Raw genomic sequence first — 16,564 nt, 5'->3', positions numbered from 1 at the left:
CGCCAGATTGAGGGCCGTGGTATAGTAGCTGCGTCTCAAGTCCTTTGCGTTATCCGTATTCCCCTACATCAGTTTTCGTTCTCATGTTGGATGCTCAATGGATACCCTTGCGAACTGGTTGTCAGCACATGATCTGGAGGGTCTGGTTGATCTGTTCGCCGCCCATGACATCACTCCCGATATTTTATCCGACCTGTCCGATGCCGACCTGAAGGAAATGGGTCTGTCCGTCGGGTTGCGGCGGCGTTTTCGGAAGGCGCTGGAAAAGGCACCGCCGGTTCCGAGTGGATCAGGGCAGGAGGGCGGGGGCGCGGCCCGAAAAGATCAAGGGGCCTTGCTACAGGCGGAACGCCGCTATCTGTCCGTCATGTTTGTGGATCTTGTCGGATCAACCCAATTGTCCCGCCTTCTGGACCCGGAGGAAATGGGTTCCCTGCTTCAGTCCTATCAACAGGTGGTCAGTGCCGAGGTCAATCGGTTCAAGGGGCATGTGGCCAAGTATATGGGGGATGGGGTGCTGGCCTATTTCGGCTGGCCTATGGCCCATGAGGATGATGTGGAACAGGCCGTCCGGGCCGGGCTTTCCATTCTGGATGCGGTGAAGGGGATATCCGTTGGCGCCGGGCGCGAGCCGCTGCAGTGCCGGGTCGGGATTGCCACCGGGCTGGTCGTGGTGGGGCGGGCCATCGGAGAACATGAAGCCATGGAACGCACCGTCACCGGGGACACCCCCAATCTTGCCGCCCGTCTGCAACAGGCGGCGCGCCCCGATTCCGTGATGATCGGCAACAGCACGGCCCGTCTGGTGGAAGGGCTTTTTACCCTGTCAGAGGTCAGAAATGTGCAGTTGAAAGGCTTTGGCCAGAACGAAAAGGCCTTTGAGGTTCAGGGCGAGGTCCGTCAGGAAAGCCGCTTTGAGGCCCGTCATGCAACCCTGAACCGCATTGTCGGGCGGGATCAGGAACTGGCCCGCTTGTCCGAGCAGTGGGCCGAGGCCGAGCGGGGCGAGGGACATGGGGTTCTGGTCATTGGCGAGGCCGGAATTGGCAAGTCCCGGTTGCTGGGGGCGTTTCTGGAGACGTTGGGGGGACGGGATCAGTTCCGAATTCGCTACCAGTGCTCGCCCAGTTTTCAGGATGCCGCCCTGTGGCCGGTGATTGAGAAGCTGAAGCGGATCTATCGAATTGACAGGCACTTGCCCCCGGACAGGGCGGCAAGCCTGTTGCAGGCGCAATTGGGAGAGGAGGCGATCCGGGACCCGGCCATCGTTGTTCTGGTGGCGGAACTGCTGGGGGTTTCCGTCGGCGGCCGAGAGCGGATTGCCCATCTGAGCGCCATGCAGAAACGGCACCGGACCCTGGAGGCGTTGGTCGGGCAGGTGATCCGGCTGACGGACAGAAAGCCGGTTCTGTTGGTTCTGGAAGATGCCCATTGGGCGGACCCCACCACCCTTGAACTGATGGAGCTTCTTCTGGACCGGATCGGCGGCAGGCAGGTTCTGGTCCTGATGACATCACGCCCTGGATTTCTTGGCAAGTTGCGGCACCGCAATGCGCTGTCCCTGCTCACCCTCAACCGTCTGGACCGAAAGGCGGGCCGGTCGCTGATTGGCGATCTGGCCGGGGAATGTGACCTGCCGGACGGATTGGTGGCGGATATCCTGTCGCGCACCGACGGGGTTCCCCTGTTCATTGAGGAACTGACCAAGTCCCTGCTTGAAGCCGATCTGCCTGACCGGGGACCGGGGGAGCGAGAGAGCCATCTGGATGGCCAGCGCGAGCCAGTTGTACCCCGGACCCTGCATGATTCCCTGATGGCCCGGCTGGACCGGCTTCATAACGTCAAGGGCATCGCCCAGCAGGCCAGCTGTATTGGCCGAGAATTCGAGTTCGGGCTGGTCCGGGCCATCGCCGATGTGGATGAGGCATCGTTGACCGCGGCGCTGGACCGGCTGGTGGGGGCGGAATTGCTGTTTCAGCGGGGAACACCGCCGGATAGCAGTTATCGCTTCAAGCATGCCCTTGTTCGGGATGCGGCCTATTCCAGCCTGTTGTTCAGCCAGCGCCAGTTGGTGCATGGGAGGATTGCCCGCTGCCTTGAAGCGGATACCGAAGCCCGCCCCGAACTGGTGGCACAGCATGCGGAACTGGCGGGGGATATGGATAAAGCGGTGCGGTTTTATAAGGAGGCGGGCAGCGCAGCAGCCAGCCGTTCCGCCAATGCAGAGGCCATCCGGGCCTATGAGAATGCGCTGCGATGTCTGGGAGAAGACAGGGGGCAGGAGGATGAGAGGGACAGGGACCGGGATCGGGAGGAGGTTTCCTGCCGTCTCGCCATGGGGCTGTCGCTGATTGCCTATTGCGGATATGCCTCGACCGAGGTGGAGGAAAATTATCAGCGCGCCCGTCAGCTTTGCCTGAAAAACGGTTTCAAGGGGCCCCTGTTCACCGCGTCGCGGGGATTGTGGAACTGCATCTATGATCGCGGCAAGATCCGGACAAGCATGGCCCTTGCAGAACGATTGTTCGATCTGGCGCGGGAGGCGGCCAACCCCTGTATGGAGGCACTGGCCTTTCGCGCCCTTGGGTCAAGCAAGATGACCCTTGGTAATCTTGACGGGGCCTGGCAGGATTTCGATGCCTGTGTTGATGTGGTGTGTGGGCAGCCCATGCACCTTACCCTTCGGGATCATGGCGAGGTTCCCCAGATTGTCGCCACCAGTTATCAGGGGCTTGTGGCCTGTGTCCGGGGCGATCTGGACCTTGGCAACAGGCTGGCCAGTGCCGGTGTCGACATGGCGGCCGAGCTGGAGGAGCCGATTGTCCTGACATTCGCCACGGCTCTCATGGGATTTGTCAATCTGTTGCAGCGGGAATATGCGGGCTGCCTGCAAACGGAAAGCCGGGTCCAATATCTGTGCCGGGAGCACGGATTTGTATTCTGGTCCGCCCATCACGAGGTATTGGATGGGTGCGCACGGGCCAATCAGGGGGATCGGGACAAGGGTATTGCCGATGCGGTGGCCGGCATTGACAACTGGCGCCGGACCGGGGCCATGATCCATGTTCCAACATGGTCATCCTTTCTGGCCGACAGTGCGGTGCGGGCGGGTCGGATTGATGTGGCGCGGAAAGCCGTTCGGGATGGCCTCGACGTTGCCGGGACGACAAGGGACGCCTTCGCCCTTGCCGAGTTGCAGCGGCTGGATGGGGTGGTCGAGGCCCGGTCCGGCAACTGGCAGGAAGCACTGGACCGGCTGGATATGGCCATTGAAACGGCAGAAAAGCAGGGAACGGGACTGTTCCTTTTGCGGGCGGAGATGGACAGGGCCGACCTGCTTGCGTCAACCGGTAAGGCGGAGGACATGCAAGGAAGGCTGCGATCTGCCCTTGGGCAGGTCCGGGACTCCCGCCCTGGCGAGGATTACCGGCGGGCCCTCTCCCTGCTGGAGGGGGACTGAAGGAGCCCTGTTAGGGCGGCATAGCCGTGCGGTCAATCCAGATATTGCAGCATCAGGGCGGGCATGTGGTGATCCCGAATTAAGGCGATTTCATCCCAGATGGTTTCACTGAGGGCGGGGTATTGTTCATAGAACCCCTTGCTGATGATCATGAAGTAGGACTTGCTTTGTAGCGGCGGCTTGACCTTGACCACATCCCTGAACCGGTGCGGGTCCTGTCCCAGAATGGCATCCCCTGCGGGTTCCTGTGCCACGAAGGCTTCCAGCCGGCCCTGTGCGACCATGTTCATCCCCTCAACATTGCTCCAGCGGGTCTCGACGGTGGCGCCGTGATGCTCAAGGAAGGGAATGATGGAATAGCCAAGCGGCGCGCCAATGAACCGGGTGTCGTGGGTCAGGGCCTCGCCGTCCCAGTGAATGGGGGCGGTCTTGTGCTTGTACAGGCTATAGGACTTGGTGGCGATCCGGCGGCTGTCATCAATGGCGCCATTGTGTCGCGGATAATGGGCGATCAGGATACGCTCCGGCTTGAAAGAGGCGCCGTAAACCGCATCCACCTCGTTCCTTTCCAGAAAGAACAGGCACCGTTTCCACGGCGCGCGGATATGGGTAATGGACAGGTCCAGCCGTTCGGAAATCAGATCGGACATATGGATGTAAAGGCCGGGCCGTACTGCTGGAATTTCCGGCCCGGACCCGAAATAAAAGGGCGGCTGCGGGACGTCCTCGTAGCAAATTCGGAACGTATCCGGTGTTTCGAGGGCGCGGGTGGGCTGGATTGCGAACAGGGAAAGCAACACCAGCAGACAGGACAGCAGAGAGAGCCTGTTTGTCATGTCAATATCCGAAAGCTGTACATTGAAACGTCTCTTGTCAGATAGTTATCGCCCTGCTGACAAGGATAGTCGCTTCTGTCACGTGTGTATAGAAGCAGATACTCTTTTTAGACGAAAATTACAATTATACATCAACCTAAAGGGTCAGATCATGACCTGTGAAGAATGAATTTCATAGAGGTCGCTGATCGCTTGCGGGGTGATGACCGAGGCGCTGGAGCCACAGGCAAAAGCCTGTCCGCCCCGGAGCAACAACGTCTGGTCGGAGACCCGCCGGGCCAGCGCCAGATCATGCAGGATCACAACAACCGCAAAGCCCCGTTTGTCACACAGGGACCGGCACAGGTCGAACAGGCGGAACTGGTGCTTGAGATCAAGGGCTGATGTGGGCTCGTCCAGCAGCAGGCAAGCGCTTTCCTGTCCCCACAGTTGGGCCAGAACGCGGGCCATATGCACCCGTTGTTGCTCGCCCCCTGAGAGGGAGGAGATGGGCCGGTCCGCCAGATGGGACACCTCGGTCAGGGACAGGGCTTCGCGGGCGATGGCAAGGGCATTTGACGGCGGTTCATTGCCGGCAAGCGCGGTTCGGCCCATGGCGGCAATCTCAAGCGCGGTAAAGGGGAAGTTCAGGGCGATCTGCTGGGTCAGGACAGCCCGCCGCCGGGCCAGTTCCGACAGGTCGATGTCTTGAATGGGGCGGCCGTCCAGCCGGACCTGACCGCGGGTTGGGCGGATATAGCCGGCCAGACATTTCAGCAATGTGGATTTCCCGGCGCCATTGGGGCCAAGGATCGACAGGATTTCGCCGGGGCGAGCCTGCAGGGAGACTTGATCCAGAATGGTTTTGGACCCGACGGCATGGGACAGGGAGAGCGCATCAATCATATCAGGGTTTCAATCTGCTTTGCTTGACAAGAAGCCACAGGAAAAACGGGCCGCCGACAAGGCTGGTCAGGATTCCCACAGGCATTTCCGTGGGGGCCACTACGGTCCGGGCCACCGTATCGGCAAGGACCAGCAGGCTGGCCCCGAACAGGGCGGAGGCGGGAATGAGAAGTTTGTGGTCGGACCCGAATAACAGGCGGATCAGATGCGGCACCACAAGGCCGATAAAGCCGATGATGCCACTGACCGCGACGGCGGCCCCCACACAGAGGGACGCGGTGATGACGATGGCCCGCTTCAGGCGATGGGTATCCAGCCCGGCATAGGTGGCGTTTTCCTCTCCCAGCAGCAGCAGGTTCAGGTCGCGGGATTTGCGGATCAGGACGAACAGGCAGGGGATCACAATGGTCAGGCAAACCAGCACCGGCTCCCACAGGGCGCCGCCAAGGCTGCCCATGGTCCAGAAGGACAGGGCCCGCAACTGCTGGTCGTCGCTGAGGAAGGTCAGGAACCCGGTCCCGGCAAAGGTGACCGCGTTGATGGCGATCCCGGCCAGCAACATGTGGGTCACCGAGAATGTCCCGGAAAATCGGGCAATGCGCATGATGACCATGCTGCTGGCAATGCCGCCGACAAAGGCGGCGATGCCAAGGCCGTATAATCCCAGATACCCGGAGACGGTCCCGGCAAGGACGATGACGCAGGCAACCGCAAGGGCCGCCCCGCCGGTGATGCCGATCAGGGCCGGGTCTGCCAGCGGGTTGCGGAACAGCCCCTGCATGGCCGCCCCGGATATACCGAGCGCGGCCCCGACCGTAGCCGCCAGCAAGATGCGGGGCAGACGGATCGAGAACAGGACCGATTGATCAAACTCTGTCAGGGAGCCGGACAGGATTTGTGCCAGGTCCAGTGACAGGGCCCCGACCGTGACGGACAGGGCGCCTGCCATGAAAAGCAGGCATCCAAGGCCGCCCAGAATGATCCGCAAGCGTTGTTCCGGTTTGTCCTGAAAGGTCACGGTCAGGCGCCGTGTAAGCGTTGTCATTGGCTGTGCAGTCTTTTGTTCAGATCCAGTGCCGCCGCCGGTGTGCGGGGGCCAAACCCCAGAAGCAACAGATCGTCCATGGGAATGATCCGCCGGTTTCGGGCAGCAGGGGTCAGGTTGAGGCCGGGAATTCGAAGCAGGCTTTCCATCCCGCCGGCCTGTTCAAGCGTCCGGGTCGAGACAAGGATCACATCGGGCGCGTGGGCGGCGGCGGCCTCGGGCGTCAGGGGCTTGTACCCGGTATAGCCGTCCACCACGTTCTGTCCGCCCGCAAGGGTAATGATACTGTCAGCAGACGTGTCCCGCCCCGCCACCATGGGAGAGCCGCTTCCGTGGTTCATCATGTACAGAACGCGCGGTCGGTCCGATTGCCGAGCCGTGACGGCGGTCAGATCTGCCACCGTTTTATCGAAGGTTTGAAGAAGGGCGTCCGCTGTGCCGGGCACATCCAGCAGGGCGCCAACGGCGCGGATATTGCGGCGGATACCGTCCAGATCGGTGGCGGAGGGCAGGGAGACAAGCCGCACCTTTGAGGCTGCCAGTTGCTTGAGGACCGGCGGCGGGCCGGCCTCGTCATTCATGAGGATGGTGTCCGGCCGGAGCGACAGGATGCCTTCCGCCGACAGGGCACGCTGATAGCCCACCTTGGGAAGGGCTTCGGCCTCGGGCGGGAAATAACTGGTGGTGTCACTGCCGACCAGTCGTCCCTGTTCACCAAGGGCATAGATGATTTCGGTCAGGGCACCGCCGACGGACACGATCCGGTTCGGTGAATTGGCCCGGTCCGGTGAGTTGATTTGTCCCGGTGTATCGGCGACGGACAGGACGGGGCAGAGGACAAGCAGAAAGGCTGCCAGCAGGGTTCTCATGGGTGTTTCTCTTGCTGCATAAGGATGTTGGCCGCATCAATACCGAGCGACTGAAGATAGGTCAGGACGCCCAGAAGACGTTCCAGCGAGATGGACTGGTCCCCGGCCACGATCAGCTCATAATCCGGTTTTTCCTTCAGGAGGCGGGGAAAGCCGTCTTTCAGGGCCGGCAGATCGGCAAAGGCCTGGCCGTCAAGGGCGTAGCCGCTGGCGCGGATTTCCAGCAGGATATGACGGGTTTCTGCGGGCCGGGCCGGCTGCTCGGACACGGCTTCCGGCAAGGTCAGGTCAAGGGACCGGTAGACGGCCCCGGCCGTCAGGATGAAAAAGACCAGCAGAATGAACAGGATGTCCAGCAGGGTTGTCAGGTCCGGGAACAGGGAGCCTGCCTCCTCGTCCCGGTTATAGGCGTCACCGGACCGGATCATGGCGCAACCTGCCGGGGCGTGGACCTTGTTTCCGGTACAGGCAGTGTTTCAGGCCGCGCCGCGCCGCGCTCCAGTGAATAATCGAGAGAGGCCGCATTCAGGCGGATCAGGGTCAGGTCGAAAATCCGGTTTTTCCATGCGGTGAACAGGGTTACGAAAATGACGCAGGGCAAGGCGATCATCAGGCCAAATGCGGTGGTCATCAGGGCTTCCCACAAGCCGTCTGCGATCATGCTGGGGGTAACCGGCGCATCGGACGCGGCAATGACGCGAAAGGCATCAATGATCCCGAGGATTGTGCCCAGCAGTCCCAGAATGGGGGCGACCGCCGCCACCAGCCGGAGGACCGCGAGGCCCCGGCCAAAGGGCAGCCGGGCCTCGTCAAAGGCAACAGAGGTCACCTCATCCCGCACCGGCTTTTCAAGATGGCGATGCCGGGCAATCAGGCGAAGAAGGCGGCTTTCCATCCGCCTTCCCTGAAAATCCACAAACAGGAAAAAGCTGATCCGTTCAAGGATCAGCATGGAGGCCAGAACGGAGCAAAGCAGCAGCGGCCAGCCCATGATTCCCAGCTTGTGAAACAGATCAGGCAGCATCGGCAACAGCCTTTCGTGGCAGGTCTGCGGCGATTTCACGCCACAGCTCCAGTTCCGGCTGACCCGGCTTGCGGCGACCAAACAGGGTGGCAATGATTTCCCCGTCCGCATCGAACAGCTCAACCGCAGTGACAATCCCGTCTTCGGTCGGCTTTTTTGTCACCCAGGTTCTGACAATTTCCTGTTCGTTCAGGTGCAGATTGAATTTGGGGTCCAGAACATTGAACCACGGGCCCTGTTCGACCAGCTTGTTCACCGGTCCGGTATGAATCTGGATGCAGCCCCGGTTGCCGACAAACACCATGATGTCGCATTCCCGGTCCCGGGCCATTTCAAGGGCGAGACGGGCGCCGGTATTCTCGACCTCATAGGCGAAATCCTCGCCGATGCGACGGAAGCCCTGCTCCCGGCCAACACCAAATTTCCGCAGCAGCGGGAAGAAGGCGTGGGTATCTTTCAATTCTTCCCATGCCTTGCGAAAGCCGGGCCAGTCGATTTCGTCGTCCGGGCGGTCCTGATCCTTGGCGGGATAGGCTTCAAGGGTCAGGGGGGAGGACTGGTCGTCGTCCGTATACTGGGCAACCAGCGCCTTGAAAGCGGCCTCGTCGGACTTGTTGGTCAGGTAAATCTTGTGAACGGCCGTCCCGGATTTGTCAAAGAACTGCAGGCTGTGCCGGGGGCCAACCTTTGTGTCTTCGGAAACGGCAAAGACATGGGCCCAGTGGTTCATGAACAGGCGCAGGTCGATGTCGGGATTGACGAACAGGCCAATTTGCATTTTACCCTGCAGGTGGAATTCAGGATTGTCATAGACACCCTTGCGTTCGTGAACACAGGCATCGTTGCGGGTCAGGGCCATGACCTCGCCCAACCGGGCAACACCGGACAGGATATCGGCGGGCTGGTTTGTCAGGCGGGTAACTCCGTCGCCAAGGCTGGTGGTCAGCAGGTCGGCCTCGGATACGTTCAGGGCTTCTGCCGCATTGCGAATACGCATGTTGGGATTGTCCGCTTTCAGGGCGGCGAAACGTGTCTTGATGTCTTGCAGTCTGTTTTCCATTGGATCCTCGCGTGGGTTAGTTGATGACAAAGCGGACCGGAACGCGGACCCAGCTTTGAGTTTTTTGCCCGTTTCGGGTGGTGGGTTCAAAGACCCAGCTTTTCACGGCGGCCAGCGCCGCCCGGTCCAGCATTCGGTGACCGGATGATTGCTCGATTTGCAGTTTTTCAGGCGTGCCAGCCTCGGTGATCAGCACAGCCAGCGTGACGGTGCCCTGCTGCCCTAGCTCATAGGCCCGGCGCGGATAGACGGGCGGGGTGCGGCGGCGATAGGACGCTTCCTGCAGAACCGTTGAGGCGCTGTCCCCCTGATTGCTTGCGGCGGACGGTGTGGCCGGGGCGGCGGGCACGGGCTTTTCGGCAAGCCTTTGCCTTGGGGCCTCCTTCGGGGGTTGCTCCGGTGGCAGCTCAGTGGTTTTCACCGGGCTCGGGGCCGGGGCGGACAGCGTGCGGCTGGCAAGACGGGGCGTTGGAACCGGCTTGGGTAACACCGGTTTTGCTTGCGGTGCCGCCTCCGCCGCGGCGGGCGTTGGTTTGGCCGGCCGGGCCGCCTTGTGGATTGCTTTACTGGCATCCGACCGGGTGACAACCTTGGGGGTTGCCGGGGCAGGGGGCGGCGTGCGCCGGGTTTCAGGCTGTTGCGATATGGTTGTTTTCGGGGCTTCCGTCTGGCGGGGCAGGACGGGATGATGGGCGGGCAGCGGGGCCGGTTCCGACCTTGGTGCGGCAAGCGCGGACAGGGAGATCCTGATCCGTTCCGGCTCCGGAATAGAATGCGGTTTGGGGGCGACACTGATCAGGGACAGGCCATACAGATGCGCCCCGAAGGACAGGGCGAGCAGGCCGCCCCATCGCATCAGGTTTCCGGGCAAGGCGGAACCGGTGATCACCATGTGTAGGTTACCTTTGCCCCAAAGCTGCGCCCTTCCTCGAACAGGGCGGCGTAGCGTTTGTTATATTCCCGGTCAAACAGGTTACTGATGCCAAGATCGACGGTCAGGTTCTGAAGGTCCCCATCCGTTGGCGCCCAGCGGTAATAAAGATCGTGAACGCCATATCCGGCTGTCCGCTCATCGGCGGAACCAACCTTGTCATTGGCATCGGCAAAGCGGGCCCGCCAGCCGATAACAGATGACAGGCTGTCGATGCTGTAGGCGATATCGGTGCTAAAGGTCAGGGGCACATTATTGGCGATATACTCACCGGTCTCGTCATCCTTGGCTTCCACATAGGACAGTCCGGTTTTAAGGGTGACCGGGTGCAGGTTATATTCCCCTTCCAGTTCCCAGCCCCACAGGCGGGCCTTGTCGATATTCAGGTTGCGGGAGGTGCCGGCAAAAATATCGATTTCCTGGGTGATGAAATCCTCGCCCCGGCTGGAATGCCAGGACCCCTTCAGCTTGAGCCGGTCATTGTCGGCCAGAAGGTCGTCAAAATTCACACCGGCACCCAGTTCAACGGTGGTGACCTTTTCCGGTTTCAGGTCAGGATTGGGAATGAAGTTGTTGTTCGGGAACATGGGCGGAAAGCCCGGGAAATGCTGCCCGGTCGGGTAAAGTTCGGTCATGTTCGGTGCACGGAAGGCCTGTGCCAGACTGCCGAACAGAACGAAATTGTCCGTCGGCTTGTAGCTGAGGGCGATCTTGGGAGAGACCGCATCCTCGCTTTGATCGTTGCCGGTATCGGCCTCGCTCCGGTAGTTGTCATAGCGGACCGCCGGAATGACCAGAAACTTGCCGATGCCGGTGGAAAAGGCGATTTCATCCTGAATATACAGGCCGAAATTCAGGTTTTCCGCGTCCGGAACGCCGGGCCGGGTGCCGTCTGCGGTGACGGAACTGGTGCCCTGCTGTTCATCGCGATAGATTTCAAAGCCATAGGACAGGGTCTGGCTGTGGCTGTCCGATATCTGGAAGCGGCTCTGGTTATCGATGGTCAGGCCCAGCGTCTGCATGGCCCGCGACTGGACCCGCCCCGCATTGGACCCGCTGAGGTCCTCTTCCTCCACCTCGGTATCGTTGTAATAGGCATGAACCTTCAGGTTCAGAAGGGCATTGTCCGGGTTGCTGTAGTCATACTTGACGCCGATCTGGTGATCCTGAACGGTTTTGTCGACGATCGGGTTGGACAGTCCCACGCCGCCCGCGCCGTTGTTGGGTTCCTGTGCATTGTTGTTCAGGCCCTGATACTGAAGGCGGACCGTGTGCCAGTCGGCAAAGCTGTAGGCGGCGTTGAACAGGCCGGACAGGACCTTGTCCTCGGCATCAAGATGGCCGCCGCCGCCGGTGCGGATATCACCGGAGTTGCGATAGGCAATGCTGCCCAGGATATCAAGGGTGCCAACCCGTCCATAGCCGGTCAGAAGGGGAGAGAATTCCTTGTTGCCGCTGCGATAGCCAAGACTGGTGGTGGCGCCGACCGTCTGGCCCGGTTTCAGCATGTCGGAGGCGTTCTTGGTTTCAAAGGCCACCACGCCGCCAATGCCGCCGCCGCCATAGATGGAGGAGGACGCGCCCTTGACAATTTCCACCCGTTTCAGCAGGGACGGATCGACAAAGAAGCGACCATCATGCTCGGCCTCGAAATTCTGGCGGCGCCCATCCATCAGGGTGATGATCGCCTCGTCATCGAAACCGCGAATGGAGACCGTCTGGCCATTGCGGCGCGGACCGTTCACCACATCCACCCCCGGCGTGGTATTCAGAAGATCATCCACGTCACTGGCAAGGGCGGCCCCCGGCGCATCCGCATCGACGGACGACACCATGGCGGGCACATCGAAAGTCGATTGTTCGCTTTTCGTGGCATAGACGGTGACCGTATCCAGAACGGCCTGTGTCGGGGTGTCCCCGGCCCACGCAGAGCTGAGAACAGTGGTTGAAAGCAGCGCACCCCAAAAGGTCACGCAAGACGCATGTCGCATGTTAATCCTTACACTGGAATTGAACGGCGATTGCTTGCTGCCTTGCTGGCCTTGGGCTGGCTGGGTGGCTTGCTACTGACCTATTTCGTTAAAATAAGTTTGTCATTCCCTGTCAGGCGGAGCGTGTATTCGTCACCATGGTGACGGATTTTCAGCTCCTTTCCGGACTTGAAAAGGGCCTCGCTGTCGATCCCGGCATTGGTAACGGGTATGTGCCAGGTTTGCGGGGCGCTGGTTTTGTCTTGGCCTGCCATCGGGAACGGGTACTCGGTTATGGTTGAGACGGACTGTCTCTCGATTGCTATTAAGAGTGATTATCAATTGCGGAAAATGAAGTCAACCCTTTTTTGATATATCGGCAAGGCTGGCGTTTTGTGACCGGACGCATGGGAAATTCATTTGAGAATGACACCGGCGCCACTTATGGTGAGGGCCGGCCTGCTTGCCGGGCCAAAAGGGAGTGTAGTTGGAAGGAAATCCGAGAGTAGTAGCATGTGTGAAAAAGTATGGTATCAGCATTACGGAAATGACATCCCCAAAACCATTGATCTGGATCGCTATCCAAGCGTGGTTTCCATGTTTGACGAGGCCATTGGCCGGTTTGGGGACAAGACCGCCTTCCGGAATTTCGGGGCGACGTTGACCTATAAACAACTGGATGCGGAGGCGCGGAAAATCGCAGCCTATCTGCAGCAGGTTCTGGGGCATCAAAAAGGCGACCGGGTCGCGGTCATGATGCCCAATATCATGGCGTTTCCGGCAACCCTGCTGGGCGTCTTGCGGGCCGGGCTTGTTCAGGTGAATGTCAATCCGCTCTACACCCCGCGTGAGTTGGAGCACCAACTGAATGATGCGGGTGTGGAAACCATTGTCATCTTTTCAGGCTCCACCGGGACCCTCGCCGAGATCGTCGGCAATACGGGCATAAGAAATATTCTGGTTGCGGATCTTGGGGATCTTGGCAACGCCGCCCTTCCCAGCCCCGTTGTGGATGACCGGCTGACCGGTGCGGTGCCGCTGTCTTCTGTGCTGGAAGAAGGCGCGAAGCGCGATCTTGCGCCGGTTTCCCTGAGCCATCAGGATCTGGTGTTCCTGCAATATACCGGCGGGACAACCGGGGTGGCGAAAGGCGCCATGCTCAGTCATGGGAACCTTGTGGCCAATGTCCTGCAATTCAGGACCTTTGTCGGGGGGCAGGTTGAGGATGGCGGCGAACTGGTGATTACCGCGCTGCCCCTGTATCACATCTTTGCCCTGACGGTGAATTTCATCGGCTATTTCCTTGCCGGGGCGGAAAATGTGATGATCACCAACCCGCGCGACATGCCCGCCTTTGTCGAGGAGTTGAAGAAGCACAAATTCACCATGATGACCGGGGTGAATACGTTGTTTGCGGGATTGTTGATGACACCGGAATTCGCGAGCTGCGATTTCTCCCGTCTGCGGATGGCGGTTGGCGGTGGGACCGCCGTTCAGAAGGCGGTTTCCGATCGCTGGAAAGCCGTGACCGGCCGCCATATCCAAGAAGGCTATGGATTGTCGGAAACCTCGCCCATTGTCACCTTCAGTCCGCCGGTATCGTCGGAATTCAAAAATTCAATTGGTATCCCTCTGCCGCAGACCGATGTCTCGATCCGGGGTGATGACGGCACTGCCCTTCCTGCGGGCGAGGTCGGGGAAATCTGTGTTCAGGGTCCCCAGGTCATGCAGGGATACTGGAACCGGGCAGAGGCCACCGCCGAGGTCATGACACCGGACGGGTATTTCCGAACCGGCGACGTGGCCTACATGTCCGAGGATGGGTATTTTCATATTGTGGACCGCAAGAAGGACATGATCCTTGTGTCCGGCTTCAATGTTTTCCCCAACGAGATTGAGGCCATTGTCGCCGAACTGGACGGGGTCGCGGAATCAGCGTGTATCGGCGTTGAGGATGAACGGACAGGGGAAGCGGTAAAGCTGTTTGTTGTGCGTGCACCGGGCAGCGAGATTACGGCCGAGGAAATCGCCGAGTATTGCCGGAAAAACCTGACGGCTTACAAGAACCCCAAGATTATCACCTTTATTGATGAGCTGCCAAAGTCCACCGTGGGTAAAATCCTGCGCCGGGAGCTGCGGGGGCTGTAACAGGTTTTGCCGGCTTCCCCGGCTGACTCTCTAAGACTGTCAAACCCGTATCTTGACGCGTCGGCTTTTCAACCGACGCGTTTTTTGTTTTAACCCAGACCTCTTTCTGGAGGAGGGCTGGCTGGGGGCAGGGGAAAGTCGGAAAAACGCACATCTTGTGGTGGTTAAATATAATAATACTAAAACAGGGGCGGGTGCGTACCTCAAATGGACTACAAATAAAATGAGGGTCTCTTTCCCTGCGGACCAAGGGTATGTTCGGGGGATAAAAAATTAATACAAATTATATGAAAATCCCTCAAATGAGGGATGACAGTTGCCTTACCTTCCCGTAATGGAAGACTATACAAGTGCCGAATCATTGCGGCGCGCCTGCCGATGGAAACAACCTTTAAATGTTTTTCCATCAGGGGTAGGGGGTTTGGGGAAACGAGGAGCGTTTTACAATGGCAACGTCTGACAACAACACCACAACTGTGCTGGTTACGAAATCCGAGTCCATGGTTACTGTACAAGAGGGAGCAGTGATCCAGATTCCGTTTGGGACAGTTGAGGAGGTTATTCTTTCTCAGGATGGTGGCAATCTGGTGATTACCCCGCTGGGAGGGGGTGAGCCTCTGACGCTTGAGAATTTCTTTGTTGCGGGCGAAACTTCTGCTCCGGCTTCCCTGCAGATCGGCGAGAACGGACCGATCCTGACTGTTGACCAGATCATTGGCCTGACCGAGGACTTCAACCCGGATGCGATTGCACCGGCGGCTGGCCCGGCTGCGGGCGGCGCAGGCGGCGGCGGTGCCGGCTTCTCTGCCTACAACGATGACGGGATTGGCGATGGTATTGGTATTGAAAACCTTCTGGACCCCACAGAACTGGAATTCCAAACCCGCGAGGAAGAGGAATTCCTGCAGGGTGAGGAAGCTGACGAAGCCGATGGAACCATTGATCTGACTTTTCTCAGCACCGATCCGGAAGGTGAGCTGAGCCCGATCTCCGGCGGCTATGAAGACTGGCAGCCCTACCAGAATTTCGGCTCCGGCTACACGGTTCCGATGCAGGTCTTTGCAAATTTCACTCCCGCCGATGATGAAACGATCAGCGAGATTACCCTGTCCGGTTTCCCGGAAGGGGCGCGCTTCTTTGTTGGCGGGACAGATGCGGCCAATGAAGTCGCTATCGTGGATGGTTCTGTCACCATTTCTGCTGTTGATGGCGTTCTGCCGCCGCTGTTCATGCTGCCGCCGGCAAACTCCGATGCGGATATTCCGCTGTCTGTTTCCGCAGACATCGTTGATGCCAGCGGTGAGACAGCCGTGATCACCGGTGAAGGCACCGTTATCGTGGATGCCGCCGCAGATGCGGTTTCCCTGTCTGTCTCTTCCGAGCCCATGACCGGCGGGAACGGGAATGACTTTGGCTATGGTAATGGTGACTATCAGTATCCGCCGCAGGTTCCGGATGCGAATGTCTATTGCTCCCACGAGGATGCGGCATTTACCGTGGATGTGTCCGCCCAGTTCGGGGACAACGTGGATGGCAGTGAAAGCCACACAGTGGTTGTTGAAATTCCGGCTGGCTGGACGGTTTCCGATGGTGCTGGTGGTGTGTGGGCGCCGGGGGCCGATGGCACATCCGGCACCCTGACCTTCACGGTTCCCGTGGGGCCGGGCCAAAGCGGGGCCTTCAATGCGTCTCCATCCTTCCTGCCGCCTGAAGATTTCAGCGGTTCTGCCGATTTCGTTGTCCGCGCCGTGGCCGAGGAAAACCCGTCCGACGGTGAACTGGTTGTGGAAAACAACGTGGCGATCGCGCAGGAAACCATTTCTGTCAACGTGGTTCCGGAAGCGGATGATCCGGTCTTTGAACTGACCGGTGTCAGCCTTCAAAATGGTCTTTACATGACCAAGGAAGACAATTCCGTCGATATTGGCTTCTCCGTGAAAACCGGCGAATATGCCAAAAATCCGGGCGCGACCGATGGTTCTGAAAACCTGAGCTTTGTGGCGATCTCCGGGTTCGGCGGGTGGACCGTTAGCGGTGATGACATCACTGCGATTGAGAATATGCCAGAAGTGTGGGGCGTCAGCCAATCCGGGTCTGAATTGCACATCTGGTTTAATCCGGGCGTGGAAACCTTTGACCTGTCCGGGTTGACATTGACACCGCCTGAGGATTCCGATGCGGATATCGACCTTGGCAACCTTGTCTTTAAGGTCTCCGTCAATGATCAGGGTGTGGACTGTTACGGCAACCCCAATGATGGCTACGACAACGCCTATGAAGAATATGAGAGCGGGATCGTGGTTGATGCCGTTCTGGACCAGTATGCGGAAGTTTCC

Annotated in this window: 13 protein-coding genes; 3 read left to right on the top strand and 10 right to left on the bottom strand. The window is 59.4% G+C overall.

Translation table 11 applies throughout. The features are described from left to right. The first annotated feature begins 97 nt into the window (after positions 1–97). Complete coding sequence (locus FQB27_RS00070; protein WP_169558841.1) at positions 98–3,460, top strand: ATP-binding protein; 3,363 nt, start codon at positions 98–100, stop codon at positions 3,458–3,460. Between the two features lie 32 nt (positions 3,461–3,492). Here FQB27_RS00070 and FQB27_RS00065 read toward each other — a convergent pair whose 3' ends face one another. The 10 genes from FQB27_RS00065 to FQB27_RS16860 form a co-directional block, all read right to left on the bottom strand. Next, positions 3,493–4,296, bottom strand: a complete 804-nt coding sequence (locus FQB27_RS00065) for a substrate-binding periplasmic protein (RefSeq protein ID WP_169558840.1) — start codon at positions 4,294–4,296, stop codon at positions 3,493–3,495. A 144-nt stretch (positions 4,297–4,440) separates the two neighbouring features. Next, on the bottom strand, positions 4,441–5,181 hold the full coding sequence (locus FQB27_RS00060; protein WP_169558839.1) for a heme ABC transporter ATP-binding protein: 741 nt from the start codon (positions 5,179–5,181) through the stop codon (positions 4,441–4,443). Between the two features lies 1 nt (position 5,182). Next, on the bottom strand, positions 5,183–6,226 hold the full coding sequence (locus FQB27_RS00055; protein WP_169558838.1) for a FecCD family ABC transporter permease: 1,044 nt from the start codon (positions 6,224–6,226) through the stop codon (positions 5,183–5,185). Beyond that, a complete protein-coding gene (locus FQB27_RS00050) occupies positions 6,223–7,095 on the bottom strand; it encodes a heme/hemin ABC transporter substrate-binding protein (protein WP_169558837.1) in 873 nt (290 codons plus the stop codon). Before FQB27_RS00050 ends, FQB27_RS00055 begins: the two co-directional genes overlap by 4 nt. After that, positions 7,092–7,523: an ExbD/TolR family protein gene (locus tag FQB27_RS00045; RefSeq protein ID WP_169558836.1), complete on the bottom strand. Its 432-nt coding sequence runs from the start codon at positions 7,521–7,523 to the stop codon at positions 7,092–7,094. Before FQB27_RS00045 ends, FQB27_RS00050 begins: the two co-directional genes overlap by 4 nt. Continuing rightward, the gene (locus FQB27_RS00040; RefSeq protein ID WP_169558835.1) at positions 7,520–8,119 is read right to left on the bottom strand and encodes a MotA/TolQ/ExbB proton channel family protein; all 600 of its coding nucleotides are present in this window, start codon (positions 8,117–8,119) and stop codon (positions 7,520–7,522) included. Before FQB27_RS00040 ends, FQB27_RS00045 begins: the two co-directional genes overlap by 4 nt. Beyond that, the gene (locus tag FQB27_RS00035; RefSeq protein ID WP_169558834.1) at positions 8,109–9,179 is read right to left on the bottom strand and encodes a hemin-degrading factor; all 1,071 of its coding nucleotides are present in this window, start codon (positions 9,177–9,179) and stop codon (positions 8,109–8,111) included. The genes FQB27_RS00040 and FQB27_RS00035 overlap by 11 nt, the downstream gene beginning before the upstream one ends. A 16-nt stretch (positions 9,180–9,195) precedes the next feature. Further along, entirely contained in the window at positions 9,196–10,071 is an 876-nt protein-coding gene (locus FQB27_RS00030) for an energy transducer TonB (RefSeq protein WP_169558833.1), read from the bottom strand. Beyond that, on the bottom strand, positions 10,065–12,101 hold the full coding sequence (locus FQB27_RS00025) for a TonB-dependent hemoglobin/transferrin/lactoferrin family receptor (RefSeq protein WP_169558832.1): 2,037 nt from the start codon (positions 12,099–12,101) through the stop codon (positions 10,065–10,067). Before FQB27_RS00025 ends, FQB27_RS00030 begins: the two co-directional genes overlap by 7 nt. A gap of 80 nt (positions 12,102–12,181) precedes the next feature. After that, positions 12,182–12,355 carry a hemin uptake protein HemP gene (locus FQB27_RS16860; RefSeq protein WP_169558831.1) on the bottom strand — a complete coding sequence of 58 codons (174 nt, stop codon included), beginning with the start codon at positions 12,353–12,355 and terminating at the stop codon, positions 12,182–12,184. 238 nt (positions 12,356–12,593) lie between these two features. Here FQB27_RS16860 and FQB27_RS00015 point away from each other — a divergent pair, with 238 nt between their 5' ends. After that, positions 12,594–14,228 (top strand): AMP-binding protein, encoded by a 1,635-nt coding sequence (locus FQB27_RS00015; protein WP_169558830.1) that lies wholly within the window; start codon positions 12,594–12,596, stop codon positions 14,226–14,228. Between the two features lie 446 nt (positions 14,229–14,674). Next, positions 14,675–16,564 (top strand): hypothetical protein (locus FQB27_RS00010; RefSeq protein ID WP_169558829.1); only part of this gene is annotated, 1,890 nt, incomplete at its 3' end.

It is taken from the genome of Sneathiella chinensis, assembly GCF_012720115.1.
Taxonomy (GTDB): Bacteria; Pseudomonadota; Alphaproteobacteria; order Sneathiellales; family Sneathiellaceae; genus Sneathiella; species Sneathiella chinensis.
Note: the sequence above shows the minus strand (reverse complement) of the source record. Positions and strands in the feature narration are given on the sequence as shown.

Excerpts from the sequence above, each read along its gene's own strand:
- FQB27_RS16860 (WP_169558831.1), bottom strand. The coding sequence starts at position 12,355 with ATGGCAGGCCAAGACAAAACCAGCGCCCCGCAAACCTGGCACATACCC.
- FQB27_RS00050 (WP_169558837.1), bottom strand. The coding sequence starts at position 7,095 with ATGAGAACCCTGCTGGCAGCCTTTCTGCTTGTCCTCTGCCCCGTCCTG.
- FQB27_RS00015 (WP_169558830.1), top strand. The coding sequence starts at position 12,594 with ATGTGTGAAAAAGTATGGTATCAGCATTACGGAAATGACATCCCCAAA.
- FQB27_RS00060 (WP_169558839.1), bottom strand. The coding sequence starts at position 5,181 with ATGATTGATGCGCTCTCCCTGTCCCATGCCGTCGGGTCCAAAACCATT.
- FQB27_RS00040 (WP_169558835.1), bottom strand. The coding sequence starts at position 8,119 with ATGCTGCCTGATCTGTTTCACAAGCTGGGAATCATGGGCTGGCCGCTG.
- FQB27_RS00055 (WP_169558838.1), bottom strand. The coding sequence starts at position 6,226 with ATGACAACGCTTACACGGCGCCTGACCGTGACCTTTCAGGACAAACCG.
- FQB27_RS00065 (WP_169558840.1), bottom strand. The coding sequence starts at position 4,296 with ATGACAAACAGGCTCTCTCTGCTGTCCTGTCTGCTGGTGTTGCTTTCC.
- FQB27_RS00035 (WP_169558834.1), bottom strand. The coding sequence starts at position 9,179 with ATGGAAAACAGACTGCAAGACATCAAGACACGTTTCGCCGCCCTGAAA.
- FQB27_RS00030 (WP_169558833.1), bottom strand. The coding sequence starts at position 10,071 with ATGGTGATCACCGGTTCCGCCTTGCCCGGAAACCTGATGCGATGGGGC.
- FQB27_RS00070 (WP_169558841.1), top strand. The coding sequence starts at position 98 with ATGGATACCCTTGCGAACTGGTTGTCAGCACATGATCTGGAGGGTCTG.
- FQB27_RS00025 (WP_169558832.1), bottom strand. The coding sequence starts at position 12,101 with ATGCGACATGCGTCTTGCGTGACCTTTTGGGGTGCGCTGCTTTCAACC.
- FQB27_RS00045 (WP_169558836.1), bottom strand. The coding sequence starts at position 7,523 with ATGATCCGGTCCGGTGACGCCTATAACCGGGACGAGGAGGCAGGCTCC.